The sequence below is a fragment of the Aerococcus christensenii genome (genome assembly GCF_001543105.1).
Lineage (GTDB): Bacteria > Bacillota > Bacilli > Lactobacillales > Aerococcaceae > Aerococcus > Aerococcus christensenii.
Map to the genome: position 1 here is coordinate 615,853 of NZ_CP014159.1, position 26,331 is coordinate 642,183.

The window sequence follows — 26,331 nt, forward strand, 5'->3', positions numbered from 1 at the left end:
TCATTTCACCTACACTTTCTCTACTTGATTCTTGCCCAACAAGCCGGTGGGTTTGACTAATAAAATAACAATTAAAATGGCGTATACCACGGCATCTTTCCAAGTAGATAATCCGATCATTGCCACAAAAGTTTCAACTAACCCAATAATAAGGCCCCCACACATCGCCCCAGGGATAGATCCAATTCCACCAACCACTGCGGCCACAAAGGCCTTCGTCCCGATATTCACCCCCATTAAGGGAGACAATGAATTATAATAAATACCGACTAACACACCAGCTGCTCCAGCTAAAGCAGAACCAATTAAAAAGGTAAAAGAAATAATCGTATTCGCATTAATCCCCATTAATTGAGCTGCTTGATCATCTACTGACACCGCTCGCATCGCTTGCCCTAATTTCGTTTTTTGAACAATCACTTGCAGAGCTATCATTAAAACAATAGTGACCACTAAAATTAATAATTGTTGAGAGTTAATAGAAAAAGATCCAAAATTAAGCGAAAGAGCAGGTAAATCAGCTGGAAAAGCTCTGACTTCTGGCCCTTTTAAAGCAATCATTACATTTTGAAGAAGCATAGATACCCCAATAGCCGTAATCAAAGCAGCAATCCGTGTAGACCCGCGCAAAGGTTTATAAGCAATCCGCTCAATAATCACTCCTAACAGGGCTGTAAAAATCATAGAAATAATCAGTGCAGAAAAAACACCTACCCCTGCGGTCGTTACTAAGGAAAAGCCCACAAAGGCCCCTACCATATAAATATCTCCATGAGCAAAGTTAATTAGCCCTATGATTCCATATACCATGGTATAACCCAAAGCCATTAAAGCATAAATGGATCCTAAAGCAACGCCGTTCACTAGCTGCTGTATTAAATTACTCAACGCTCTCACTCCTTCAAATGATTACTTTTACAATCATGAATATAACCATAATCGTCTTATGTCCTCTTGTCAATGTCCTTCAACATTTTTAAATATCTTGCAATAAATAATAGATAAAAGGAGTAAATAAAACTCCTTAAATCAATTACTTTGCTCCCTCTTATTATTTAGGGTCAATGGCTGTTGACTCCACGACTTTGCCTCCTTTTACTTCTTGAATAAACACTGTTTTCGATGGGTTATGCCATTCATCCATAGAAAAAGTTCCAGTTACTCCTTTAAAATCTTTTGTTTGAGCCAAAGCTTCTCTAATCGCGTCTTTTTCTGTCGAACCTGCTCGCTTCATCGCATCCATCGCTAAGTGAGCTGCATCATAGGCTAAAGCAGCAAACATATCAGGAGCATTTCCATACGTTTCTTTATATTTTTTAACAAATTGTTTCACTTCGTCTGATGCATGCTCATTTTCAACAAAGTGAGCTGCGTAATAGATATTATCCCAATTCTCTATCCCCGCTAATTCTATGATACCTTTATTTCCAAATCCATCTGGTCCTAGAATAGGTACTGTAAGCCCCATCTCACGCGCTTGCTTAATCAAAGGTCCCGCGTTTTCATAATACCCAGCAATAAAAATCATTTCTGCTCCTGCTTTTTTTACATTTTGAAGAATCGCTTGAAAATCTTTTTCTTCGGATACATAGCTCTCTTCCTGAATCACTTGTCCTTTAAAATACTTCTTAAATTGATCGGTTAAATTTTGACCATAATCAGAAGAATTATCTTTAATTACTGCAGCTGTTTGATAGCCTTTCTTGTTGGCAAATTCCGCTAAAGATCCACCCTGTAAAGAGTCTTTAAAACAAATTCTAAAAATGTAATCCAGTACCTTACCAGACTTATCTTGAGTAATATTGTCGGCTGTTGCTGTCGCCGAAATCAAAGGGATTTTTTCTCGTTGAGTCACAGGAATTTCTGCCAAAGTATTATTGGTAGTAGAAGGCCCTATGATAAGATTGACGCCATCACTGACCAATTTTTCTGCACCAGCAACTGTCTCTTCTGTCGTTGACTTATTATCATAAGAAATATACTTCACTTGCCTCCCATTCACTCCACCTTGCTGATTCTTCTCTTCGATAGCCAGTTTCACAGCACGATCTTGAACCACACCATAAGCAGATATTGGTCCAGATAATTCCCAATTTCCTCCGATAACAATCTCATCAGATTGCTTTTTTGACAAACTTTCTGACGTTTGGGTTAATGATCCACAGCCCGATAAAGTCATAAAAATACCTACCATCATGACTAGACTTTGCCACTTTTTCTCCATAAAAATACCTCCTTAAAAGATGATATTTTATAGTTTATAATAGTCTGTCAATTCTGTCAACCGCGCCCACTTTATCCTTTTTGGACAACTTCTGTTTTCGCTACTTTTCCATTTTGTAATTCTTGGATATAAACTTCTTTAACTGGATTATGCTCTTTATCGAAGGAAAATTGTCCGGTCACTCCTTTAAAATCTTTAGTTTCAGCTAATGCTTTTTGAACCTCTTCTCCTTTTGTAGAATTAGCACGTTTCATCGCATCAATAACTAAATAAGTGGCATCATACGCTAACGCTGAAAAATGATCAGGAACATTTCCGTAAGTTTCTTGATATTTTTTCACAAAATTTTTAACCACTTGTGGAGAATTTTCATCATGTAAAAAATGTGTAACAAAGAAAACATTATTAGCATTTTCTTTTCCTGCCAAATTGACTAATTCTTGATTACCAAATCCATCTGGTCCTAAAACAGCTGTATTCATTCCCATTTCACGCAGTTGTTTGACAATTAATCCTCCTTCTTGATAATAGCCAGCTACAAATACCACATCCGGTTCTTGTTTTTTCAAATTGGTGAGTAGCGCTCTAAAATCAGAATCCCCAGAAGTATAGGCTTCTTCCCCGACTACTTCTCCTCCATTTTCTTGAAAAGTTTTTTTGAAATCTTCCGCTACATTTTGTCCGTAATCAGAGGAGTTATCTTTTAAGATAGCAGCTTTTTTCCAGCCTTTTTGCACAGCATATCGCCCTAAAGCTTGACTTTGATAAGAGTCTTGAAAACACGTTCTAAAGACATAATCGAATAAATTTCCATTTTTATCTAAGGTTAACCCATTACCGGTAGCTGCAGGAGCAACCATTGGAACTTTAAAGGATTGAGCCACAGAAATCTGAGCTTGGCAATTTCCCGTCGTATCTGAACCCACTAGCGCATCTACATCTTCTTTTTCTACTAAACGGGTTGCTTGAGCAGTTGATTCTGCATTTTCAGATTTGTTATCCGCTGACAAATATTCTATTTTTTTGCCTAGAACACCGCCCTGATCATTTAATTCCTTGACAGCCAACTTCACCCCATTGTCATGTGGAATACCATAAGCAGAATATTGTCCAGATAAGGCCCAATTCCCACCAATTTTTACGACATCTTTATTACTTCCTTTATTGGAAGACGTTTGCGTAATAGATCCACATGCCCCTAACATTAAAACAGAGCTGACAATGACAACTACTTTCTTAAAACCTTTCATAACAAATCATCCTTTCTCTTAACATGACTTCATAAGATATCTCATCAATAGCTTAGGTGTTGGCCAACATTTAAGCAAATCAATTACATCGAATAGCAAAGAAAAAAGCCACCCATTCTCTTAAAGAATGGGTGGCTTTCTGTTTTATCCAAGTCCCATTCTTTTTCAAACACGAATAGGACTTAGACTGTTTAATTTTCAAACAGCGTTAAGCCCTGGATTTAATAATAATAATAATGTTTTGACTGAGACTGAACATGGATAAAACTTCCTTTTCGAAATAATCTTATGTTTATACTAGCAACTTATTTTCTTAATTGCAAGACTTTTTTGAGATTATTTGCTTGATTTTCCTCAAAAAAGAAAAGACTCTCTCAATCGAAGCCTTCTCTTCTTACAAAAATCAACGAATCATATACCAATCTAAAAAAATTAAAATTAGCCTTATTCCACGCCTTTTAGGGCTTCCACCATATCAATTTGTTTCAGTTTGATATGCATAATTCCTATCACGATTTCCGTAAAAGTAAACGTTAATACAGTCGCTATCAAATAGGAAATGCCGTGAATGCGGTGAGGAAAAATCATGGTATCAATTTCTACAGTCTCTAAAATATATACCGTTAACCGCAAGCCTCCGCAAAGACCTAACATAATTCCAATGCCTGTCATAATCAGTAATTCTTTGAAAATATAGAGGGTCATTTCATGAGAAAATGCACCTAATACCTTGATAGTGGACAACTCTAACAGACGTTCAGAAACATTAATATTGGTCAAGCTGTACAAGACAATAAAATCTAGAACGGCCGCAGCAACAATCAATATTAAAGTGACGGTATTTAAGGCCTCTAAAGTATCCTTAAAAGCTTTTTGGAAGGTTTGCGTATTGCCTACCCCTACAATGCGATTATCACTTTTTAAAGTTTCTGCCACTTGATTAAAAGCTTCAAGTTGTTTTAACTGAATCACAGCACTGTTTGCTAGAGCTTCTTTCCCTAATTTTTCCTGATAATAATCTTTAGACATGATACAAGAATGCCCAATGTAGGCTTCTACAATTCCCTTAATCGGTAAATTCACCACTTCTTCTTTATCATTCATAAGTGGCAACTCATCCCCTACTTTTAAATCGAACAATTTAGCTAATTTTTGTGTCACCAAAACTCCATCTTTAGGTAAATTCAAAGGACTTTGATTGTTACTATCCGACAAAGCGTAATAATCTCGGTAATTAGAAGAAGCGTCGAGAACTTTTAATTGCACATTTTGTTGGGCAATTTGGCCGGCTGGCGTGTGCCAAGTCTCTATTCGTAGAGGTAGAACATCTGCTACATTTTTCGTTTGATGAATAAACGTATTAACTTGATCGACATCCTCAGCCTGAAGGTCACTCGCATATTGTACTAAACCATCATAAGATTCTACGACATTAAATTGCCGATAAGCCAAACCAGAAATAGAGTCTCCAATACCTAATCCTGTAATAACCAAAGCTGTGCATCCCATCACGCCTAGCACCATCATCAGATTTCTTCCCTTGTAACGAAAGAGATTTCGTAAAGTAATTTTGTTTAAAAAACTAAGTTTGTTCCATAAGAAACGGCATTTTTCAATCCAAATGTGCCCCCCTACTTTCGGAGCTTTTGGTCTCATTAATTCTGCTGTCTTTTCTAGTAAAAGCGAATGTATCGTCACAAAAACAGGCCCTATTGTCGTTCCTAGTCCAATAGCTAAAGAGAGAAAAACATCCTTCCAGTAAACCCCATAAACAATCTCTGGCAAAGGATACATCATCGCATACGATTTACAAATAATCCATGGAAAAAGAAAATTTCCGATGCTTCCTCCCACAAGAGCCCCAAAACATGTTGCTGTTGACGCATAAATGAAAAATTCCATCGCTATATCCACTTGACTATAGCCCAAAGCTTTTAAAGTTCCCACTTGGAGACGTTTTTCATCAACCATTCGCGTCATGGTTGTGTAAGACACCAAAATAGCAACTAAAAAAAATAACCATGGAAATACTTGAGCTATGGCTGCTATTCTATCTGCATTTTGTCCATATTCTTTCACACCGGGTAGATGAGAACGATCGTTGATAAAATACTTGGGCTCTGAAAGGGTTTGTAATTGTTTTTCTTTTTCATCTATTTGCGCTTCTTGCCGATTCAATGCTTCTTTCGCTTTATCTTTTTCTTTCAAAGCAGCCTTTAAAGTGTCCTCTTGCCCTTGTATAGCTAATTGCTCCTGTGCTGCATTTAAAAAGGCTTCTTTTTGCCGAAGCTGCTCTTTCGCTTGACAAATGGTCTGTTTGGCTTGATCCAAAGGTTCTTGGGCTTGTCGCTTTGTTTCTTTTAAGACTTCTGGACCTCTATCCTTAAAAGCCTCCTCTAGTTGAGATTGACTCGCTTTAATTTTCTCCTTATAGGATTCGCTATAAGCCTTCTCACCTTGAGCAGCTTGTACCCGAATAGCAAAAGCGGAATCATATTCCCCCACTAAGTCCTCAGGATAAACAACCGCAAAAGCGTTTAAGTGGCCATTTCCTATCTGAGTATATCCTCTTTCTAAACGATCCATATACAAAGGGGAGTAAAGAATTCCAACAATTACAAATTGATCCTCTTTAAGCTGAGGAGCTTTGGGATCATCTTTCACACCCATTGGGTTAAAGGAGAGTTTCTGGCCAATTTGAAAAGTTGATCCATATTCCTTCACAACTTTAGCATCTACTGCAATTTCTCCTTCTTTTTGCGGAAGTCGCCCTTCCTTTATCCACCATTTGTTAAAATTTCCTGGCATCTGTTCAAAATCAGGGAAAATATGAAAAAGTAATTCTGTCCCTTCTGATTGTCGATCCACTGTCTTATAAGGCAGGTAGTCAATGCCTTCTACACGCTCTATCCGTTCCCTATCTGCCTGTCTCAGTCCAAAGGTAGATTGCACACTCAGATCTTGAAGATGATGCGTCTGGTAATATCGATGAGCAGAAATAAGCATATCAGGCGCAGCTGCACGAATTCCAACAAAGAAACCTATCCCTAAAAGAATAATTCCAAGGAGGGCCAAAAAACGCGGCCAAGTCTTTATAATCTCTCGTCTTGCATTTTTTAATAAAGTTTTTTTCATTTTTACCACGCAATCTCTCGTACTGCTTTAGGGGAATCTTGTAATAAAACACCTTCCACCTGACCGTTTTTAATTTTAATGACCCTATCTGCCATATCCGCAATGGATTGATTATGTGTAATGACTACGACTGTCGTTCCATAATGACGCGATTGATCAACTAATAGTTGAAGAATCTGTTGGCCTGTTGCATTATCTAAAGCACCAGTAGGTTCATCACATAATAATAATTTGGGATTCTTAGCAATGGCTCTTGCAATAGACACTCGCTGTTGCTCTCCGCCAGAAAGTTGCGCTGGGAAATTGTCTGCTCGATCACTCAACCCTACTTGCCTTAAAACTTCCTCTGCACGGAAGGATTCTTGCGCAATTTGTTCCGCCATTTCAACATTTTCTTTCGCTGTAAGATTAGGAATCAAATTATAAAATTGAAAAACAACCCCCACATTATCTCGACGATATAGGGTTAACTGCTTCTCGTTATACTTTGCAATATCCTTACCCGCCACTAACACTTGCCCAGAAGTGGGTAAATCCATACCACCTAGAATATTTAATACCGTTGATTTTCCCGCACCAGAAGGTCCCAATACCACCACAAATTCCCCTTCTTCAATCTGAAAAGAAATTTTGTTATTAGCGATAACTTGAGATTCTCCTTCTCCGTATATTTTGCTTTCATCTACTAACTCAATATAGCTCATCTCCTACACACCTCCTTAGGGTCTTTTCGATTTTAGTATAGCAATATAATCCCCTTTAATAAAAGGCCTATTCGTTTTATTTTCTTTCCACTAACTGGCCAAAAGCACCAATCACTAACGCATAAAAAGCTATTCCCACACTTTCCAAACCTACTTGATAGTACACACTTCCTATAATTCCGATAACCAATAAAAGATAAAGGCCTGCCAAAAATTTTCGTAATCTTTTTAACATTCTCATATATTGAAGTAAGAAGATAATCAAAGGGACACCCCATAAAAATAATCCCATTTTTTCTGAAATCACATATAATAAATCCGGCATAATCGGTAAAGGAAGTCCTCTCAACAATCCAAATAAGCTCGTTTTCAAACTTCCTGCCGTCACAGAAAAACTAGATAATAATTTCACCCGAATAAAACTCGAACCAAAATAACCATACAAACATAAAGCAGTCATCAAGAAACTTACATATGACAAAGAAAAATGTCTTTCCTTGTTTTCTTCAACGGCTTCATCTTCCGAAGGTATCTGCTTCTTATGTTTTTTCTGCCGCACGTTTTGAAGGGTTTGTCTCAACTTCCGATTCAGAAAAATTTCTTTCTTAGCATTTTTTTGACTTATCACATAGGTCCAAGCCATAATCCCTACTAAAAATACAAATTCGACCATATGAAATCCATTTTTAACGAGAAGGGCAAAAAGAATCAGCAACAATATGCCATAAAGATACCTATTCTGATCTACAAAGCTTCGAATGGCTTTGATCAAATTTTTTGAGTGGCCTGTCCGACTTTGCCGTCGAGACATCCTTTCTTCTTTCAAAGGGAATTGAGAGTAAGGAGGGATTTCCTCTTCTTTTTTCGGTATAAAAATTCGAGTTCCTTCTTCTTTTTTCTCCATTTCCTCTACAACTTTTTCACCACACGCCATACAATACTTAGCGTCTTTTCCTAATCGATGTCCACAATTTTGACAATACATAAACGTCTCCCTTTTCTCCCTTCGACATAAGAAAAATAGCCTTCATTTTTCGTCAAATGGAGGCTATCTTCGAATCCTTTAGAGATTAAACTTTTTTAGCAAAAATCATTTTCCCAGCATTAGTTTGAATGGCTGAAGTGACTTCCACATTTAGAATTTGATCCATTTGATTCTTAGCATCTTCTACAACAATCATCGTCCCATCATCTAAATAGCCTACGCCCTGTTGCCGCTCTGTCCCAGGCCGAATGATACGTACACTCATTTGTTCACCTGGAACCAAAATAGCCTTCGTCGCACTGGCCAATTCATTTAAATTAAGGACTTTAATTTTGTGGAAATGGCTCACTTTATTCAGATTATAATCATTCGTAACAACTACCCCATCTACTTTCTTCGCAAGAAGCAATAACTTCAAATCTACCTCTTCCTCATTAAAATCTCCTGGATAGAATTCAACCGGCATAATATTAGAATTTTGAATTTCATTCAAAATATCTAGTCCTCTTCGGCCTCTGACACGCTTAGAGGCATCTGCCGAATCTGCAATATACTGCAATTCTTTTAAAACAAAGTTAGGAACAAGTAAGGTTCCTTCAATCACTCCAGTTTTAATAACATCTAGAATCCGACCATCAATAATAACAGATGTATCCAAAATTTTATATGGATGAAAATTCGTGACCTTTCCTTCTAAAGAAAAAGAACTAGGAACCACAGCTGGTAATTGAGAATTTCCTTTTCCTTTGCTCTCTTTTTCTCTGTCTTTAAAATTGAAAGCCCGTATATTCTTAAAGAAAATCAAAATATCTTCTCGTTTTAGTCGGGCAACGCAATATCCTAAAAAAGCTAAAATAATTGCATTTACAATCGGTAAAATATTAGAAATGATTGGAATATCCAAAGCCGTTAACGGCACATTAACTAATAAAGCTAAAATCAAACCGACAATAATTCCTAAACAAGAAAGAAGAATATTAGAAACAGATAAATTCTGAATATCCTTCTCCAGCTGACAGACAAATCGTTCTTGCATGGGTTGAAAAAATGGAATAAGAACAAAGAAAATAAGTGCACCCAATAAACTATTCACCCAGGCACTTTTAAAAAAAGTGTTTTCTATATTACACCAGGTCCAAACTATGGGGAAAAAATAATATCCCAGGGCACTCCCAAGAAGTACCCAAAGTATATTCATTACTTGAACTCCTCGCTTTTCTTTTTGCATTCCTTTCACCTACCTTTCATTGATATAATATTTACTCTGCTACCGTGGGAAAACGACCTGAAGAACCTGCTTTAAAGTCTTCGCTCCCAAGACTTCGATTCCTTTAGGTTTACGAAGTCCTTGACAATTTCCATAGGGGACAAAGATACGCTTAAAGCCTAATTTTTCAGCTTCAAGAATTCTTTCTTCAATACGAGAGACTCGCCGAAGCTCTCCAGTTAATCCGATTTCTCCAACAAAACAATCTGTTGGTTGCGTTTCTTTTTCAAAATAGGATGAAGCCACAGCCATTGCAATAGCTAAATCAATCGCCGGTTCATCCAGCTTCACACCTCCTGTTGATTTTAAATAAGCATCTTGATTTTGTAACATTAAATGAGCACGTTTTTCTAAAACAGCCATCAGTAAAGTCACGCGCGAATAGTCTAACCCTGAAGCCGTTCTTCTTGCATTTCCAAAAGCAGTTGGCGTTAATAAGGCTTGAATTTCAGTCAATATCGTGCGTGTCCCCTCTAAAGAAGCAACAACAGCTGACCCATTCGCACCCACTAAACGTTCCTCTAAGAAAAGCTGACTAGGATTTACAACTTCTTCTAATCCAGATTCTTTCATATCGAATACACCAATTTCATTGGTAGATCCAAATCGATTTTTGACAGCTCTTAATATTCTAAAAGTATTGTGCTTCTCACCTTCTAAGTAAAGAACGGTATCCACCATATGTTCAAGAATACGTGGGCCTGCAATATTTCCTTCTTTAGTCACATGCCCTACCACAAATACCGCAATATTATCTTTTTTAGCTATTCGCATCAATTCAGCCGTAGCTTCTCTCACTTGACTCACAGATCCTGCCAAAGATTCCGAGTGAGGATGCACCATGGTTTGAATAGAATCAATAATCACAAATTCCGGCTTAATCTCATCGATAGCTGATTGAATTAAGACCATGTCCGTTTCTGAATAGACATAGAATTGTGCCGAAGAATAACCCAATCGATCAGCCCTTAATTTAATTTGATGAACACTTTCTTCCCCTGAAACATACAAAACCACATGTTCCATTCGGCTGAGTTGTTCAGCAACTTGAAGCAAGAGGGTGGACTTCCCAATACCAGGATCCCCTCCAATAAGTACCAAAGAACCAGCGACTAAGCCGCCTCCTAATACCCGATTAAGTTCCTCTAATTTTGTTTGTACACGAGACTCTTCCTTCGCTGTCACTTGATGAAGACGTTGTGGCTTTTCTTTAGACAATGAATAGTGACTAGCCGATTGGATAGGTTGCCCCTGTATGACTTCTTCTTCTAACGTATTCCAAGCTTGACATTGAGGACATTTTCCATACCATTGTGGAGATTCATAACCACATGCTTGACAAGAATAGATCGTCTTTGCCTTTTTAGTCTTAGCCATCCCTATCCTCCTGCGTTCTCTTATTTTCCGGAAGATCCAAATCCTCCCGTGCGTTCTTTGAGTTCTTCTTGCTCATTTTCTATCGTTAAGTATTTTGTAAAAATTCCTTGAGCGATGCGCTCTCCCTTCTCTATTACAACATCTTCCAATCCAAAATTAATTAATTGAACATAAATATGACCTTCATTATTAGGATTATTATAATAATCACTGTCAATAATTCCTACACTATTAGGAAGCATTAACCGTCTTTTAAGGGGATTAGAAGAACGAGAAATCAATTGGAGATATTCATCTTCTGGTAAGCGACATTTTAAGCCAGTAGGTACCAAAGTTGGCTTAAGTACTTCGCTGTCAATTTCTTCTTTTCCACTAGCCATCGCTACTGCCGTTTTCCAATAAGAAGGCACAGTAATTGTTTCTGCCGCTTCAATATCATACCCTGCAGATGCTTTGGTCGCTCTTTTAGGGAGATGAATCCCTAGACCTTCATAAGCACCAACTACTTCAAAAGCTCGTTTACTCGTCATAAAAATCTTAGTCTCCTTTAAAAACAAGAAGTTATACTTTTATTTTAACATTTTCTTCTTCAATTTAAAACTCATCCTCCTAAGCTTAGTAAAAGCCTAAGAAAGCCCTTAAAAAATTTTTATCAAAAATATTTTCTCTCATCATTTCTAGGAAAAAAGCGATCCAAAAGATCGCTTCACTAAAAATGATTTTTTTACAAATCAACCTATTTACTCATCTATTAAATGAACACCTTTAAAAGGTTTACCACTTACAAAATAAACTTTTCCATCTGATGCTAATAACACGTCTTCTGTCATATTTAAAAATAGACCATGTTCAACAACTCCTACTAAATGAATCAATTCATCAGATAGAGCTTTTGGATCTTCAATATGTTTCAAATCGAGGTCAATAATATAATTATCATTATCTGTATGAAATAATTTGCCATCTACTTCCCGCATACTTGGACAATAGCCCTTTTCTTCAAAGTAATGGAACAGATGTGTATATCCATTTTTGACAACTTCTACAGGCAATTTAAAAGCACCTAAATAGGGAACCCGTTTTCTCTCCTCTGCTACCCACACAATTCGTTTGCTGTAAGAAGCTACAATTTTTTCCTCAAGTAAAGCGCCTCCGCCTCCCTTAATCCCATCACAAGCTTCCGTAAATTCATCTACCCCATCAATCGTTAAATCAATAGCCTCTACTTCATCAATTTCCAAAACTTCGATACCTAACTGCTCAGCTTGTTGAGCAGAACGAATAGATGAAGAAACTGCCCGAAGAGACAAGCCTTCTTTCTGTACTCTTTTTCCTAATTCATCAATAAAATACCAAGCGGTAGAGCCTGTTCCTAAACCAACAGTCATATGATCTTTTACTAAATATGCCGCTTGTCGACCCACTAATTCTTTGTTGTTCACCTAACATATCCTCCTCTTCATTTTTCAATCTTATTATACCAATTTTCTTTCAAATTAAAAATTCTTGTTGTTTTTGAAAAAGCCAAACCCTCTAAACTCTTCTTTAGAAAGTTTGGCTAAATTTTTAAAAGGAAATCAATAATTAATTTGATGTAAAATTAATCGATTAATCCACATCCGAAAATATTTGTGGACTGTTGCATAATCCTGCTTTTTTAAACCTTCAATAAGCGGTGGATAAATAGCAGACATCATTTCCTGTTCCTTTAAGAAGGTCTTATGATGCTTTTCCACACGTGAACGATAGATATCATACAGATCCGAAATCGTATTTAATAGCACTTGTCGAAAATAATGATTAGAATGGTAACTCGCTAGCAAATGAAATAATTTCAACTTAGAGTCATAGTAAGAAATATAATTATCTTCCTCACAACATTTTTCTAATTCATGCTCTATATTAATAATAGCATCTATATCTACTTGAATATCTTTATCTTGCATTTGCCTCAACAGCTCTGAGATAAGTAATTCAACAAACTGTAAGCGATCAACAATCGCTTTAGTGTTTAAAGTGGTTTTGGAAACAATCGCACCTTTATAAGGTTCAATCCGAATATATCCATCTTCTTCTAGCATTTCCATGGCACTACGTATAGGGGTCCGACTCATGGCTAATTTCTCTGCGAGTTCTATTTCTTTCAGATGAGTTCCCGGCAAAATAACGTTATTATCTATTTGTTCTTTTAGATAATTATACGCCTTTTGGGTGTAATTGATTGATCTAACCATTTCCATCCTCCTTATAGAATTGTCTTACCTACATTTTATCATTTCAGAGGATATGTTCAATATCTTCCTTTTGTTTATTTTTGATAGTCAAAGCGATAGAGTCTATATTCCTCAATCAAGCGATTAAGTTTATTATGGTAATTAGGATCTGTTGCGTATCCTGCTGTTTCTAATGCTTGTGTGGCGTTTCTATAATTTTTAGATTCTCTAACTTTTTGGTACAAATTTGCGTTCCAAGACGTCCCATTTTTTATTAAATTTCCATGATCCTCTACAGAACTTTTCCAATTTGGATACACTACAAAAGCATCAGAGACTTCTATCCAACCTTGCTTTGTGTATTCTTTAGTCACTAATCTTACCTGCGGCTCCTTTCCTGAAGCCTTTTTTCCAAAAAGATTATGATATTGACTGGCCAACTGACTTCTTCCAAAATCAGATTCTAAAATGGCCTGAGCCACCACGACACTAGGTAGAACTTTTGATGTTTTATAGTTCATCACGGCATAATTTCCAATTTCATTGATAAAAGCTTCTTCTTGAGAAGTTAGAGTTTTCGCATTAAAATGCGCATCAAAAAAATGAGCACGAGGTAAGTAGTGGCTAAGACAAACTATCATCAGCAAGCAAAAAAGCCAAGCTCCCAATCTTTTTTTCACATATTTTCTTTTTAAAGCTTTCTTCTTTTTGCTTTTCTTTTGACTCCAGCCCATTATTAGTCTTTTCCCCCTTTCTTTCCACTTTTCTCACCTAATATTTTCTTCCTTAATCTGAAATTTCGATAAACTTATAAGTTTGTTGCCCCGTCAAAGGATCAATAAATAACTTCTTCAAACGAGGATGATGTAAAGTAGCTAAGGCTCTCGCATACATCGTTGAAACGCCTGCTTCTTGAAGGAAAAGGGATTCTGCTTTTTTCATATCTTCTAAACGAAGATTATTATCCTTCGCATGTTCAAATTTAGCTTGATGAACATAGTAATCGTAGTTAGTGTTTTTATATTTTCCAAAATTATACTTGGAATCCGAAGTGAACAAATCTAGAAAAGTACTTGGGTCAAAGAAATCGGGCCCCCATGATGTTCTTGCCATATCATAATCTAACTTGCCCAAAGTAGGATATAAACTTTTCGCAGGAACCGTTTTAATTATTACTTTAACTCCTGGCAAACTTTCCTGAATCTGTCCTTGTAAATATTCCGCGGTTAACTTAGAGGATTCATCATCTACTGCTAAATATTCTAATTCAAATTGATCTTGTCCTAATTCCTCTTTCGCTCGTTCAAGATAAGTTCTAGCTAAGGCAACATCCTTTTTTTGTTGATCGGAAACTTCTTCTGTATAATCTTTGCCATTTTCTAATTTCACCAAATTTGTAGGTGTAACAGTTCCTAAAGGAATCGATCCATCTCCAAGAACTTGATCCGTAAGTGGTTGTCGATCGTAAGCATGAGAAATAGCTAAACGTAAATTTTTATTTCTTAACAAGGACTTCTTTGTTTGATTCATAGTTAAATACACAGAAGTATTCTGTGGAACAGATACAAAATAAGGATTCTGAGCATATTGTTTCGCATATTCTCCTCGCAATTGTACCCAGTCCAATTTCCCAGCTTCAAATAAATGAACCCCTGTTGCATCTTCTTTAATCACTTGAATATTGATTTTATCCACATGAACATTATCTTTATCCCAATAGTCCGGATTTTTTTCATAAGACCATTTCAAAGTCGACCCTGTCCAATCTTTTAAAACAAAGGGCCCGTTATATACCATTGTTTCTGAAGACGAGCCAAATTTATCGCCAAATTTTTCTATTGCTTTTTGATTATGTGGAAGATACAAAGCATGCGCCAAAAGATCTAAGAAATAAGGGATAGGACGATCCAATCGAACTTCTAACGTATAATCATCTAAAGCTTTTACTCCTAAGGTTTCCATAGGAGCGTGCTCATATAACACTTGATGGGCATTTTTAATCACATTATCAAAGAAATATGCACCGGATGCTCCAATCTTCGGATCACACATTCTTTTCCAACCATATTCAAAATCTCTAGCCGTTACAGAATCGCCACTCGACCATTTCGCGTCTTCTCTCAAATGAAAAGTATACGTCATCTTATCCTCTGAAACTTCAGGATCTTCTTTGACCAAAGCTTTTTGAAGTCGATTATTTTCATCAAAGCGATATAAACCTTCTTGAATATTTTTCAGCATCGTAAAAGTATTCGTATCGACAACAGTCGTCAAATCACCAGAAGTTAATTCTGCAATCATAGCAAGATTAACTTCTTTCTTATGCGTTGACGATTTCGAAGAAGAACAACCTACAATAAAAAATAAAGCAACCAAAATTAGGGGGATTAAACGGTATTTTTTTCTCATCTTCTTAACCTCCTAAATACCTCTATTTCTACCATTATACTATCAAATATACGATTAAAGAAAAAATAGGCTTCCAGCCGTCATTTTTCTACAAAAAAAGCAACTTCAGCAGCTGCTTTTTTCTGATAAATATTTATTCAAAAGTAAATCCTTCCGCTTCATCCATCACAATAGTGGTAGAAAAATACGTTTTAAGAGCTTCTATAGTGTAAGCCGTATCCTTAACCCCTGCTGTTTCATAAGCAGAGTGCATGGCTAATTGAGGGATTCCAATATCCACCGCATGTACAGAAACTTGTGTGTTCGAAAGATTTCCTAAAGTGGAGCCTCCTAACTTATCTGATCGATTCGCAAAATGTTGAACAGGAACCTGAGCTTTTTGACAAACCATTTCAAAAACAGCCCGGCTAAATCCATCTGTTGTATATTTTTGATTCGCCATTTCTTTGATTTCTAAGCCACGATTTAATTGTGCATAGTTGCCTTTATCTGTTAATTCTGGATGATTGGGATGCATAGCATGTCCATTATCAATACTTACCAAGAAAGATTTCGCTAAGGCTCTATGATAATCTTCCTCAGTCTTTCCTAATGCTCGGTTTAAACGTTTTAAGGTATCTTTTAGGACAGTGGACATTGCGCCTTGTTTGGTATTCGATCCTACTTCTTCGTTATCAAAACAAGCGAATACATTGATCGTATGTGAATTTCTCCCAGATAAAAAGCCCTCAAAATTCGCAAAAGTTCCTTGTAAATCATCCAACTTAGGAGAAGAAAGGAACTCTTTCTGATACCCCCAAATAGTTGGGCGCTGACGATTTACTAGCAAAAGATCATAGCCTAAAATTGCTTCCTCTGTACAGTGAACTTCCTGAGCTATCATTTTCAAAAAGTCGCTCTTTTTCATCTCACCTGCAGAAAGAAGAGGACAGAGATCAATCGCACGATTTAGTCCTGTGATCGCATCTTTATCTCGCGTTAAATGAATAGCAACATTCGGAATAAGTAACAGATCGCGATCAATAGCGATCAAACGACTTTCAACTTTGTGATCAGAGCATTTAACTAGAACACGCCCTGCTAAAGACAGTGGTCGATCTGTCCAAGTAGCATCCATTGGGCCACCATAAGCTTCAACATTCAACCGTAAATAATCAGCAGGTCCTTCTAATTCTGCGACTGCCTTTACCTTAAAAGAAGGATTATCTCCGTGAGAAGCACTCATTTGAAAATGATAGTCCTTTAAATCTGTTCCCACTTGAAAAGCAATCACTGTTGAATGGTTACGCATGGTGTAATATTTCCCACCTTGCTTAATATCCCATTTCTCGCCTTCTTTCAAGTAATGATAGCCTTCTTGATCTAGGCGTTTGTGAATTGTATCAGCAGTGTGATACATTGTTGGGCAAGATTGAATAAAGTCTAATAAATCTTGCGCTTTCTTCAGAAAATCCATTCCTATTCCCACTTTCTGTCCTGATATCTCCAGGTATCATCCGTCATAAAGCTTATTATACCCTTTCTCTCCCTTCGACAAAAGGAATTTATCCATTAAAAAAGGGGCACTCTTCTGTGTCCCTTTGCTTTTATTGAAGGTATTGACTAGCTGATTGACCAGCTAATCGTCCAAACACAATAATTTCGCCAATAGAGTTTCCACCGATACGGTTCGAACCATGAATTCCCCCAACAACTTCACCACAAGCATATAAGCCTAGAATAGGTTCTTGAGTTCCTTGGTGAAGGACTTCCGCTTTAGTATTAATCTTTACTCCCCCCATTGTATAGTGAATACCCGGTGCAATCTCAATAGAATAATAAGGAGCACGGTCTAGTCGATGCAGGCCCGTTGTTCGTTGAAAAGCTACGTCTTCTTTTCGATCAACAAAGCCATTCCAAGTTTGTAACGTTTCTTTCAAGGCTTGTGCAGGAACATTAATAGCCGCAGCTAAATCTTCCACACTCTCTCCTTTAATCACATAGCCTTTATAATCATAAAACTCAATAGCTTTGTTTCTCTCTCTTACGCCTTGATCAAAAATTAAGCGCGCTTTTTGTTCTGGTAAAGAAGTAATCGCGGAAGAAACAACGTCTCTTGTTCCCATCTCATTGACAAATCGGCGCCCTTTAGCATCTACCATAATAGCGCCTTCCCCACGAACTGCTTCTCCAATCAAAATTCCTTGATCTTGTTGAACTGTTGGGTGGACTTGAATTTTTCCCATATCTACGGAATAGCCGCCTGCTTCTTCAGCTAAGCGGATACCGTCTCCTGTAATCCCTGATCCAGAAGTAGTAATATAGCCTCGAAGGTCAGGTCTAACAGACTCAATCATTTGGAAATTAGCACCAAACCCACCGGAAGCTAAAATAACTGCTCTACAAGCAACTTTTCTAACCTCATCATTTTGTTTTACTTGAAGGCCTATAATTCGACCCTTTTCAAGAATTAAATTTAGAGCTTCTGCCCCCATAACTATCGGAATTTCTAATGCTTCTAAATTTCGCTTTAACCCTTTCACTAAATATCCTCCTACGGCTGAACCGTCATGAGGCCGATGGGTACGTGGAAGGCTCATCCCTCCCGTAATTGTTAAATTATCTAAAACAATTCCTTTAGTATTCAGCCATTCAATAGCTGCTGCTGAATGATCTATATAATAATGCAAAAGTTCTTGATCATTACTCCCGTGTCCGCCCTTTAAACTCTCTTCAAAGAAGGCTGACTTCTGATCAGAAATCCCTGCTTCTTTTTGAAAAATAGTCTCAGAAGCATTCATTCCGCTCGACGCTTTGTTTGTATTTCCACCCACTTTATCTGTTTTTTCAAGGATAACTGGCTTTAATCCTGCTGCAGCTACTTCAAGAGCTGCACTCATACCGGCTCCTCCTGACCCTATAATAACGACATCATAATTGGTTTGTAAGATTGACATTTCTTTCTTCCTTTCCATACATTATCTCAGACTAAACCATTCCAATAAGATAAAGCCAAGCTCCCCCTACACCAAAGAAGAGGACAAAATAAACTAAAGCAATGATAGCACTGTAACTCCACCATTCTGTTTGATTAACGTATCCCGATCCGTACAAAATAGGAGAAGGTCCGTTAGAATAATGCGTTGATGAAGACATTGTGTTGCTTGCCCATAGTAACATAATCGCTGCGAACATAGGTGGAACGCCTGAAGCAATAGCTACTGTTAAGAAGGCGAGATAAACAGCACTGACATGCGCGGTAGTGGAAGCAAAGAAATAATGAATGTAGTGATTGGCTAAACATAAAATAATAATGGTCAATTGCCACGGCAAGCCCGAAACTGCTTGAGAAATTCCTTGACTTAACCAAGGAATAAAGCCCGTCTCATTTAATTGCGAAGCCATCATTACTAATATACCAAACCAAACCAGTGTATCCCAAGCTCCAGATTCACTTTTAATATCTTTCCATGTTAAAACCCCTGATAAAATTAAAGCACTGACTGCTAAAAAAGCTGTTGTCGTAGCTGCCAATTGAATACTTGATCCCACTACCCATAAAACCAAAGCAGAAATAAAAATTCCGAGCATCCATTTCTCAGATTTAGACATAGATCCAATTTTATCCAATTGTTCTTTTGCCCACTCTGGTGCATTCGGTGTTTCTTTAATCTCTGGTGGATATATCTTAAAAATCAGCCAAGGCGTTACAATAAGTGCCAATACCCCTGGAACAAAGGAAGCTAAGCAATACTGTCCCCAAGAAAGATCCACGCCTGCTGTGTGTGCTAATTCTTGAGCCAAAGGATTAGAGGCCACCGCCGTTAAGAACATAGCCGATGTAATAATATTTCCTTGCCATGTCGTATAAATCAAATAAGAACCCATCTTTCGTCGCGTCTGTTCATCTGGATAGGAGCCAAATGTTTCCGCTAAAGAACGAACAATCGGATACATAATGCCCCCAGCTCTTGCTGTATTGCTTGGGGTTGCGGGCGCCAAAACAAAATCTACTCCTAACAAAGAATACATCAGTCCTAAAGTACTCTTCCCAAACCTTTTCACAAAAAGATAAGCAATGCGGTTTCCCAATCCTGTTTTGATAAAACCACGAGATAGGAAGAAAGCCATGACAATTAACCACACTGTTCCCGACGTAAACCCTGACAAAGCTACCTTAATTTTCAAAGTGTTCGTTAGAAAGATAACCGTTAATCCTAATAAAGAAACTGCCCCAATAGGTAAAGGCTGCATAATACATCCAACAATCGTTCCCACAAAAATGGCAAACAAATGCCAAGCAACCTCTGTTACCGCTTCTGGCTTAAATGGCAAAAACCATATCATTGCTCCTATCAAAATAGGAATAATTACTTTAACATAATTTACCGAGGCTAAATTTGCACTTTCTTTTTCCATTTTATTTACCCTTTCATCAAAATATTAGGTTAAACAAGGAATCTCTCCTTGTTTAACCTAATTCTTTTTTAAATCATATCTTCTAAGCACATAGCCTGGTCAAATTCTTCATCTGATAAATAGCCCAAGTCATGATTGGCTTGACGTAGACTTTGTTTATTTTTATGAGCGTGTTTCGCAATTTCTGCCGCTTTTTCATAACCAATCACAGGAGAAAGTTTAGTAACATTCATTAAAGAAATTTCTAAATAATGATCCATCTTTTCATCATTTACTTTAATTCCTTTAACACACATTTTATCGAAAGAATCAATAGCAGATCCTAACAAGCTAACAGTTTGAGCACAGTTATTAATAATTAAAGGCATGTAAGTATTTAATTCAAAATAACCTTGAGAAGCCGCAATAGCGATTACTTGATCATTACCCATAATTTGTGTAGCAACCATAATTAAAGCTTCAGACTGAGTAGGGTTAACTTTCCCTGGCATAATAGAAGATCCAGGTTCGTTAGCAGGAATTTCAATTTCACCAATCCCACACCGTGGCCCAGAGGCTAACCAACGAACATCATTGGCAATTTTAATCATATCTTCAGCCAAAGTCCGTAAAGCAGAATGGGCAAAAGAAATTTGTCCCTTAGAAGTCATCCCATAAAACTTATTAGCAGCAGCAGTATATTCATGCCCATAAATTTTTGAAAGATATTCGCAAGCTTTGGTATCTTGATCAGGCGAACAGTTTAAACCTGTTCCTGTAGCCGTTCCTCCTAAAGGAAGATCTCTTAAATGATCGCTCGCCTCCAGAATCATACCTTTATCTTTTTCTAACATCATTCGCCATCCTGAAACTTCTTGTCCAAAAGTAACAGGAGTGGCATCCTGCAAATGCGTCCGGCCGACTTTAATCTTGTTTTTATATTTATCTTCTAACTTTTGGAAACTGTCTATTAGCCGATCAATGGCTGGTAAAATTTCAGAATGAATCCCTTCATAGAATCCAATCTGCATAGCTGAAGGGAATACATCATTAGAACTTTGTCCTTTATTAACATCATCATTCGGATGTAATAATTTTTTGCCTGCACTTTCATTCCCCATATTAGCAAGTACTTCATTGGCATTCATATTACTTTGTGTTCCTGACCCTGTTTGCCATACGCGTAAAGGAAATTCGCTATGTAAATCTTCCAAAGCTAAAGCTCGATTAGCTGCTTCAACAATGTATTTGGCTTTTTCTTCAGAAATATTTCCCAAATCACGGTTTGCTAAGGCTTCCGCTTTTTTAATATTAATCACCGGACGTAAAACAAGCTCAGGCATTAACTCTGTTCCAATTAAGAAATTTTCTTTACTTCTTTCTGTTACAGCTCCCCAATAGTGTTCTGCAGGCACTTTTATATCTCCCATTGAATCATGCTCTATTCGAAATTTTTTTTCATTCATTTGTATCCCTCTTTCTATTTATTTATATTATCAATTTATTACAATTTATTATTGGCTTTGTGAGAAAAAGCAATTCGATTCACTATTCATGTGAATAATATATCTTAGGATTAAAAACTTTTTACTACTATCTCATCCCCTTACAACACTATTTAATCACAAATTAGCTAAAATTAAAGAGACAATTCTGCTAAAATGTTTCACCCAATAAATATTTATTCACATATTAAATAGACAATCGTAACCGAATAAATTATAATAAGAATTAATAAAGCAAAATTTACTAGGTGAAAAAATGACAACTATTCAAAATCAAATTATTAACGCATATTATCAGTTAACTATCGAATCTCATGAAGCAAATATTACCGTCTCTGACATCATAAACAGAAGCCAAACAAGCCGTTCTACTTTTTATCGCTATTTTTTAGATAAATTTGATGTTATGAACCACGTTTTTCTCAACGACTTTAATCAAGAAACCTCTCTTTCTATAAAAAATCCTGCAGAATTAATCACCGCTATTCTTCTTACTCTTAGTAAAAGGCCCATCTACTATCAACGTATTCTTACTTTAAAATGTCATAACGATTTTTATAATTTCCTCTATCATTTCATTTCAAGCCAATTGACTCACTTAATAAATGAACCCTCCAACAGTGAAACAATGGATATCCTCACTACATTCGCAAGTTCCGCTATTACGTATACCTCTTGTCAGTGGATTAAAAGCGGTCAAAAAAGATCCATTCAAAAAATGACTACCGTCATCACTGAAGCGCTCCCGCTTCCTTTAAAAACGATTTAACAAACTTTGTAAATACTTCTTGCGCGATAATATTTTTTTCTCGTAGCATTTCTTCTCTTTAAATCAAAACTATCTCTAAAAATTTCTACACTATTTCTCTTTAATTTTTATAGCTATATCCCTTCATTACAGCTATAATATAAAGAAACCGCTTAGGAAACTTCCCAACCGTTTTTAATTCAATAAAAGATAGGATTTATAATGGAACACTTTAATCAACTTATTCTCTCAGTAAATGATATTTTGGCAAATCGACTACTCGTTACCGCTCTACTTGGATGCGGAATTTTTTATACCTTCTATACCAAAGGCATTCAATTTAGAAAACTTCCAGCTGCCTTTCGTCGCACTTTTAAAGATATTTTTTCAAAAAATAACACCGGCGTTTCGTCCTTCCAAGCACTCGCTGTTTCAATTGCGGCTCAAGTAGGGACCGGTAACGTGGCAGGGGTTGCAACTGCTATCTTAGCCGGGGGGCCTGGAGCTATCTTTTGGATGTGGGTAGCCGCTTTACTCGGTATGGGAACCATTTTTGCAGAAGCTTGCTTAGCTCAAAAATATAAGCATACTGAAGACGGTCATTTTATCGGAGGTCCTGCTTATTACTTAACAGATGGCGTAGGGAAAATATCGCCTCGGCTAGGTAAATTTTTAGCCACTTTCTTTGCTATTTCTATTATTTTTGCCTTAGGTTTCATCGGGAATATGGTGCAATCCAATTCCATCGCAACCGCTATGTATAAAGCTTTCCATATTCCACTATTTGTTTCAGGAATTGCTATTGCTTTAGTCGGTGGATTAATTTTTTCAGGGGGAATTAAACGAATCGCACAATTTGCGCAACTCATTGTGCCCGTCATGGCCATTATTTATATCGTTTTAGCTGGAATTATTTTGATTAAATTCCGTCAAAATATTATCCCTTCTATTTCTTTAATTTTTAAAGCCGCCTTCACTCCTCAAGCTGCTCTCGGAGGAACATTAGGTTATACTATCAAACAAGCAATCTCTAAAGGGGTTGCTCGAGGACTCTTTAGTAATGAAGCGGGGATGGGGTCTACTCCCCACGCCCACGCTACAGCTTTTGTGGACCACCCTGTCGACCAAGGGTATATCGCCATGGTAGGTGTCTTTATCGATACCTTAGTGATTTGTTCTGCAACTGCTTTAATCATACTTGTCACAGGAGCTGAACAAAGCCAATTACAAGGTGCTTTAATTACCCAGGAAGCCTTTCAAAGAGCTTTTGGAAATCTCGGATCTGCTTTACTGGCAATTGCTCTTACTTTCTTTGCTTTCTCTACCATTATCGGCTGGTATTATTTTGGAGAAACTAATGTCAAATTTTTATTAGGGAAAAAAGCATTAAAACCTTATCAAGGACTTGTTCTTCTTGGCATTGTTCTAGGGACTTTACAAGAAATTGATACTGTCTGGAATCTCTCTGACTTGTTCAATTCATTAATGGTTATCCCAAATATTATTGGAATTCTCTTATTACATAAAGAAGTCAAAGCCTTACAACAAGATAAAGAAGGTGGCAACACCAAACAAGCCAACCTTAAAAATAAGCAAAGAATTTAAAAAAATACATTGACAATATTTCAAAGACTTGCTATGATGAATGGCAATAAGTTCGACTTTAGTAATGTCTCCGTTAAGCGTTTAGAGAGCTGACAAAAGGTGAAAGTCAGTCAGGCGGAATCACATGAATTACACCGAACTATTTATACCGGCCCAATCAGTGTCGTTATTACCTGATACGAGTACAAGGTTTAGCCTTGTCATTTGGGTGGTACCGCGGTTACTAACATCGTCCCGTTGATGAATAATCAACGGGATTTTTTATTTAGGAGGTTAATAAATGAACTATAAAGTCCCTTTCCAAGAAGCGTTAAGCATCTTAGCGATGCTTCTACTTATTTTAGGCACAGCGGTTATTAAATTCGGAATGTCTCCCGAAGTTCCTGTTTTAGGAACCATTTGTTTGATCATTTTTTGGGCTAAATTACACCACGCTTCTTTTGAAGATATCCAAGACGGTATTAAAGAAGGTATTAGTGTAGCTATTATTCCTATTTTTATCTTTATCCTTATCGGTGCCTTAATCGGTCTATGGATTAAAAGCGGAATTATCCCTTCCATTATGTACCTGGGATTTAAATTAATCAGTGGAAATCTATTTATCCCTTCTGTCTTTCTTGTATGTTCCATTATCGGTCTTTCCATTGGCTCTGGCTTCACAACTATTTCCACAGTCGGAATTGCACTCTTTGGAATTGGTGTAAGTATGGGGGAAAATTCAAGCTTAGTAGCAGGCGCCATTGTTTCCGGTGCGGTTTTTGGAGATAAAATGTCTCCTCTTTCAGATTCTACAAACTTAGCCTCTGCAATCTCAGAAGGAGAACTATTCGCCCATATTAAAAATATGATGTGGTCTACACTCCCTTCTTTTGTAGTTTCTCTTTTTCTCTATACTCTCCTAGGAAATAACGGAACTATTGATACAAGCAAAATAGATCATATTACTCAGTTGTTAAAAGTTAATTTCCCCATTTCTTGGTGGGCTTCTCTTCCACTCTTAATGATGCTATTTTGCGCATGGAAAAAAATCCCAGCGATTCCAACGCTCTTTTTGAACATTGCTGTCACAGTTTTAATGATTTTTGGTCATAATCCCCATGAATCCATCGTTGGACTAACAGCTATTATCAGCAATGGCTTTATCGCACATACAGGAGACGCTGCTTTGGATGCCTTGCTTACTCGTGGAGGAATTTCCCATATGATGGGAACTGTCTCCCTCATTATCTCTACTCTGTCTTTGGGAGGCTTATTAATGAAATTTCATGTTGTTCAAAATGCCATGGAACCCCTTGTTCAAAAATTAAAAGGTCCTGCTTCACTTATTACTACAACTATCTTCTCCTGTATTGGAATTAACCTTTTAGTGGGCGAACAATACCTATCTGTTATTCTCCCTGGTCGTGCTTTAAAACCAGCCTATGATAAACTAGGTCTCTCTCCTTTAGCATTGGGACGGGTGTTAGAAGACGGAGGGAGTGTTATTAATTACCTCATCCCTTGGGGCGTTGCTGGTTCCTTCGCGGCTACCACATTAGGTGTTAGCGTACTAGAATTTTTACCTTTCACTTTCTTCAGCCTCTTATCTCCTCTATTTTCTATCTTATCTGGAATAACCGGTATTGGTTTAAAATGGGAAAAAAGGAACTTCCTCAAAAATAAAAGAGAAGTTGTCAACGACTCTCTCTCGTAAAAATTTCAGAAAAGACTTGTGGTTCTGATTATGGTATAAAAGGTAGCCAAAGAATGCTTAAAATTCTTTGACTACCTTTTTTGTAAGATCAACAAAAAAGATCGCACGACTAATAATAGGACATGCGATCTTATAAATATGTATCTTTATTTTAAAGAATACTAGCGATTTTGGAAAGCTTCCCAATCTTTTTTAAATCTTTCAATTCCTTGATCAGTGAGAACATGAGACCAAAGTTTAGGGAAAAGAGTCCCCGGAATCGTCGCAATATCTGCTCCCGCTAAAGCGGCACCTTCAAAATGGCCAATATGGCGAATAGAAGCAGCTATAATTTCTGTTTCAAAGCCATAAATATCCAAGACTTCCCGTAAATCTTCTACCAGTTGAACACCATTTTCCCCCATATCATCAATGCGCCCAAGGAAAGGAGAAACATAAGTTGCCCCTGCTTTAGCAGCTAATAAACCTTGAGCTACAGAGAAAATAAGGGTAACATTGGTTTTAATGCCTTCTTTGGATAAGGTATGTGTCGCTTTTAAGCCTTCCTCAGTCATCGGAATCTTTACGACAACATTATCTGCCCATTTTGATAATTGACGAGCTTCTTGAACCATTCCTTCATAATCATAAGCTGTTACTTCAGCAGAAACTGGCCCATCGATGGTTGCACAGATTTCTTTGATTACTTCTTCAAAATCCCTTCCTTCTTTGTTGATTAAGGAAGGATTTGTTGTGACACCGTCACATAATCCCAAATCATTGATTCGTTTAATTTCATCAATATTTGCTGTATCTAAGAAAAATTTCATGCTTATCCTCCTCTATAAAATGAAAGCCTA

Annotated in this window: 22 protein-coding genes; 3 read left to right on the forward strand and 19 right to left on the reverse strand. The window is 37.1% G+C overall.

The features are described from left to right. Window positions 1-9: 9 nt before the first annotated feature. The 18 genes from AWM71_RS02920 to AWM71_RS03000 all read right to left on the reverse strand — a co-directional run bounded on the left by AWM71_RS02920 (window position 10) and on the right by AWM71_RS03000 (window position 21,407). Window positions 10-888: a branched-chain amino acid ABC transporter permease gene (locus AWM71_RS02920; RefSeq protein ID WP_082632785.1), complete on the reverse strand. Its 879-nt coding sequence runs from the start codon at window positions 886-888 to the stop codon at window positions 10-12. 163 nt (window positions 889-1,051) lie between these two features. Beyond that, a complete protein-coding gene (locus AWM71_RS02925; RefSeq protein WP_060776583.1) occupies window positions 1,052-2,224 on the reverse strand; it encodes an ABC transporter substrate-binding protein in 1,173 nt (390 codons plus the stop codon). 71 nt (window positions 2,225-2,295) lie between these two features. Further along, window positions 2,296-3,474, reverse strand: a complete 1,179-nt coding sequence (locus AWM71_RS02930; protein ID WP_060776584.1) for an ABC transporter substrate-binding protein — start codon at window positions 3,472-3,474, stop codon at window positions 2,296-2,298. Window positions 3,475-3,918: 444 nt separating this feature from the next. After that, on the reverse strand, window positions 3,919-6,609 hold the full coding sequence (locus tag AWM71_RS02935) for an FtsX-like permease family protein (RefSeq protein ID WP_060776585.1): 2,691 nt from the start codon (window positions 6,607-6,609) through the stop codon (window positions 3,919-3,921). Between the two features lie 2 nt (window positions 6,610-6,611). After that, on the reverse strand, window positions 6,612-7,313 hold the full coding sequence (locus tag AWM71_RS02940; RefSeq protein WP_060776586.1) for an ABC transporter ATP-binding protein: 702 nt from the start codon (window positions 7,311-7,313) through the stop codon (window positions 6,612-6,614). Between the two features lie 76 nt (window positions 7,314-7,389). Beyond that, on the reverse strand, window positions 7,390-8,298 hold the full coding sequence (locus tag AWM71_RS02945) for a zinc ribbon domain-containing protein (protein WP_060776587.1): 909 nt from the start codon (window positions 8,296-8,298) through the stop codon (window positions 7,390-7,392). An 85-nt stretch (window positions 8,299-8,383) separates the two neighbouring features. Then, window positions 8,384-9,526, reverse strand: a complete 1,143-nt coding sequence (locus tag AWM71_RS02950; protein WP_060776588.1) for a PIN/TRAM domain-containing protein — start codon at window positions 9,524-9,526, stop codon at window positions 8,384-8,386. 39 nt (window positions 9,527-9,565) lie between these two features. Beyond that, entirely contained in the window at window positions 9,566-10,942 is a 1,377-nt protein-coding gene (gene radA, locus AWM71_RS02955; protein ID WP_060776589.1) for a DNA repair protein RadA, read from the reverse strand. Window positions 10,943-10,962: 20 nt separating this feature from the next. After that, window positions 10,963-11,472 (reverse strand): dCTP deaminase/dUTPase family protein, encoded by a 510-nt coding sequence (locus tag AWM71_RS02960; protein ID WP_060776590.1) that lies wholly within the window; start codon window positions 11,470-11,472, stop codon window positions 10,963-10,965. A 210-nt stretch (window positions 11,473-11,682) separates the two neighbouring features. After that, window positions 11,683-12,384, reverse strand: a complete 702-nt coding sequence (rpiA, locus tag AWM71_RS02965) for a ribose-5-phosphate isomerase RpiA (protein WP_082632786.1) — start codon at window positions 12,382-12,384, stop codon at window positions 11,683-11,685. Window positions 12,385-12,519: 135 nt separating this feature from the next. Continuing rightward, window positions 12,520-13,176, reverse strand: coding sequence for a GntR family transcriptional regulator (locus AWM71_RS02970; RefSeq protein WP_060776591.1), 657 nt, complete (start codon window positions 13,174-13,176; stop codon window positions 12,520-12,522). Window positions 13,177-13,250: 74 nt separating this feature from the next. Next, complete coding sequence (locus AWM71_RS02975; protein WP_158320030.1) at window positions 13,251-13,835, reverse strand: glycoside hydrolase family 73 protein; 585 nt, start codon at window positions 13,833-13,835, stop codon at window positions 13,251-13,253. After that, window positions 13,780-13,926, reverse strand: coding sequence for a hypothetical protein (locus tag AWM71_RS08235; protein ID WP_158320031.1), 147 nt, complete (start codon window positions 13,924-13,926; stop codon window positions 13,780-13,782). Before AWM71_RS08235 ends, AWM71_RS02975 begins: the two co-directional genes overlap by 56 nt. A 15-nt stretch (window positions 13,927-13,941) precedes the next feature. Continuing rightward, on the reverse strand, window positions 13,942-15,564 hold the full coding sequence (locus AWM71_RS02980; protein WP_060776593.1) for a peptide ABC transporter substrate-binding protein: 1,623 nt from the start codon (window positions 15,562-15,564) through the stop codon (window positions 13,942-13,944). A 133-nt stretch (window positions 15,565-15,697) separates the two neighbouring features. Further along, the gene (locus tag AWM71_RS02985; protein ID WP_060776594.1) at window positions 15,698-17,020 is read right to left on the reverse strand and encodes a M18 family aminopeptidase; all 1,323 of its coding nucleotides are present in this window, start codon (window positions 17,018-17,020) and stop codon (window positions 15,698-15,700) included. Window positions 17,021-17,150: 130 nt separating this feature from the next. After that, a complete protein-coding gene (locus tag AWM71_RS02990) occupies window positions 17,151-18,500 on the reverse strand; it encodes a flavocytochrome c (RefSeq protein WP_060776595.1) in 1,350 nt (449 codons plus the stop codon). A 31-nt stretch (window positions 18,501-18,531) separates the two neighbouring features. After that, window positions 18,532-19,962, reverse strand: coding sequence for an anion permease (locus AWM71_RS02995; RefSeq protein ID WP_060776596.1), 1,431 nt, complete (start codon window positions 19,960-19,962; stop codon window positions 18,532-18,534). A gap of 68 nt (window positions 19,963-20,030) precedes the next feature. Further along, window positions 20,031-21,407, reverse strand: a complete 1,377-nt coding sequence (locus tag AWM71_RS03000; RefSeq protein WP_060776597.1) for a class II fumarate hydratase — start codon at window positions 21,405-21,407, stop codon at window positions 20,031-20,033. A gap of 295 nt (window positions 21,408-21,702) precedes the next feature. Between AWM71_RS03000 and AWM71_RS03005 the strand changes: the two genes are divergently transcribed. The 3 genes from AWM71_RS03005 (at window position 21,703) to nhaC (ending at window position 25,492) form a co-directional block, all read left to right on the forward strand. Beyond that, window positions 21,703-22,215 carry a TetR/AcrR family transcriptional regulator gene (locus tag AWM71_RS03005; protein ID WP_060776598.1) on the forward strand — a complete coding sequence of 171 codons (513 nt, stop codon included), beginning with the start codon at window positions 21,703-21,705 and terminating at the stop codon, window positions 22,213-22,215. A gap of 201 nt (window positions 22,216-22,416) precedes the next feature. Then, complete coding sequence (locus AWM71_RS03010; RefSeq protein ID WP_060776599.1) at window positions 22,417-23,799, forward strand: alanine/glycine:cation symporter family protein; 1,383 nt, start codon at window positions 22,417-22,419, stop codon at window positions 23,797-23,799. Between the two features lie 280 nt (window positions 23,800-24,079). Continuing rightward, complete coding sequence (gene nhaC, locus AWM71_RS03015; protein WP_060776600.1) at window positions 24,080-25,492, forward strand: Na+/H+ antiporter NhaC; 1,413 nt, start codon at window positions 24,080-24,082, stop codon at window positions 25,490-25,492. A gap of 161 nt (window positions 25,493-25,653) precedes the next feature. Here the strand turns inward: nhaC and fsa are convergent, their stop codons facing one another. Beyond that, window positions 25,654-26,301: a fructose-6-phosphate aldolase gene (gene fsa / locus AWM71_RS03020; RefSeq protein WP_060776601.1), complete on the reverse strand. Its 648-nt coding sequence runs from the start codon at window positions 26,299-26,301 to the stop codon at window positions 25,654-25,656. Window positions 26,302-26,331: the final 30 nt, after the last annotated feature.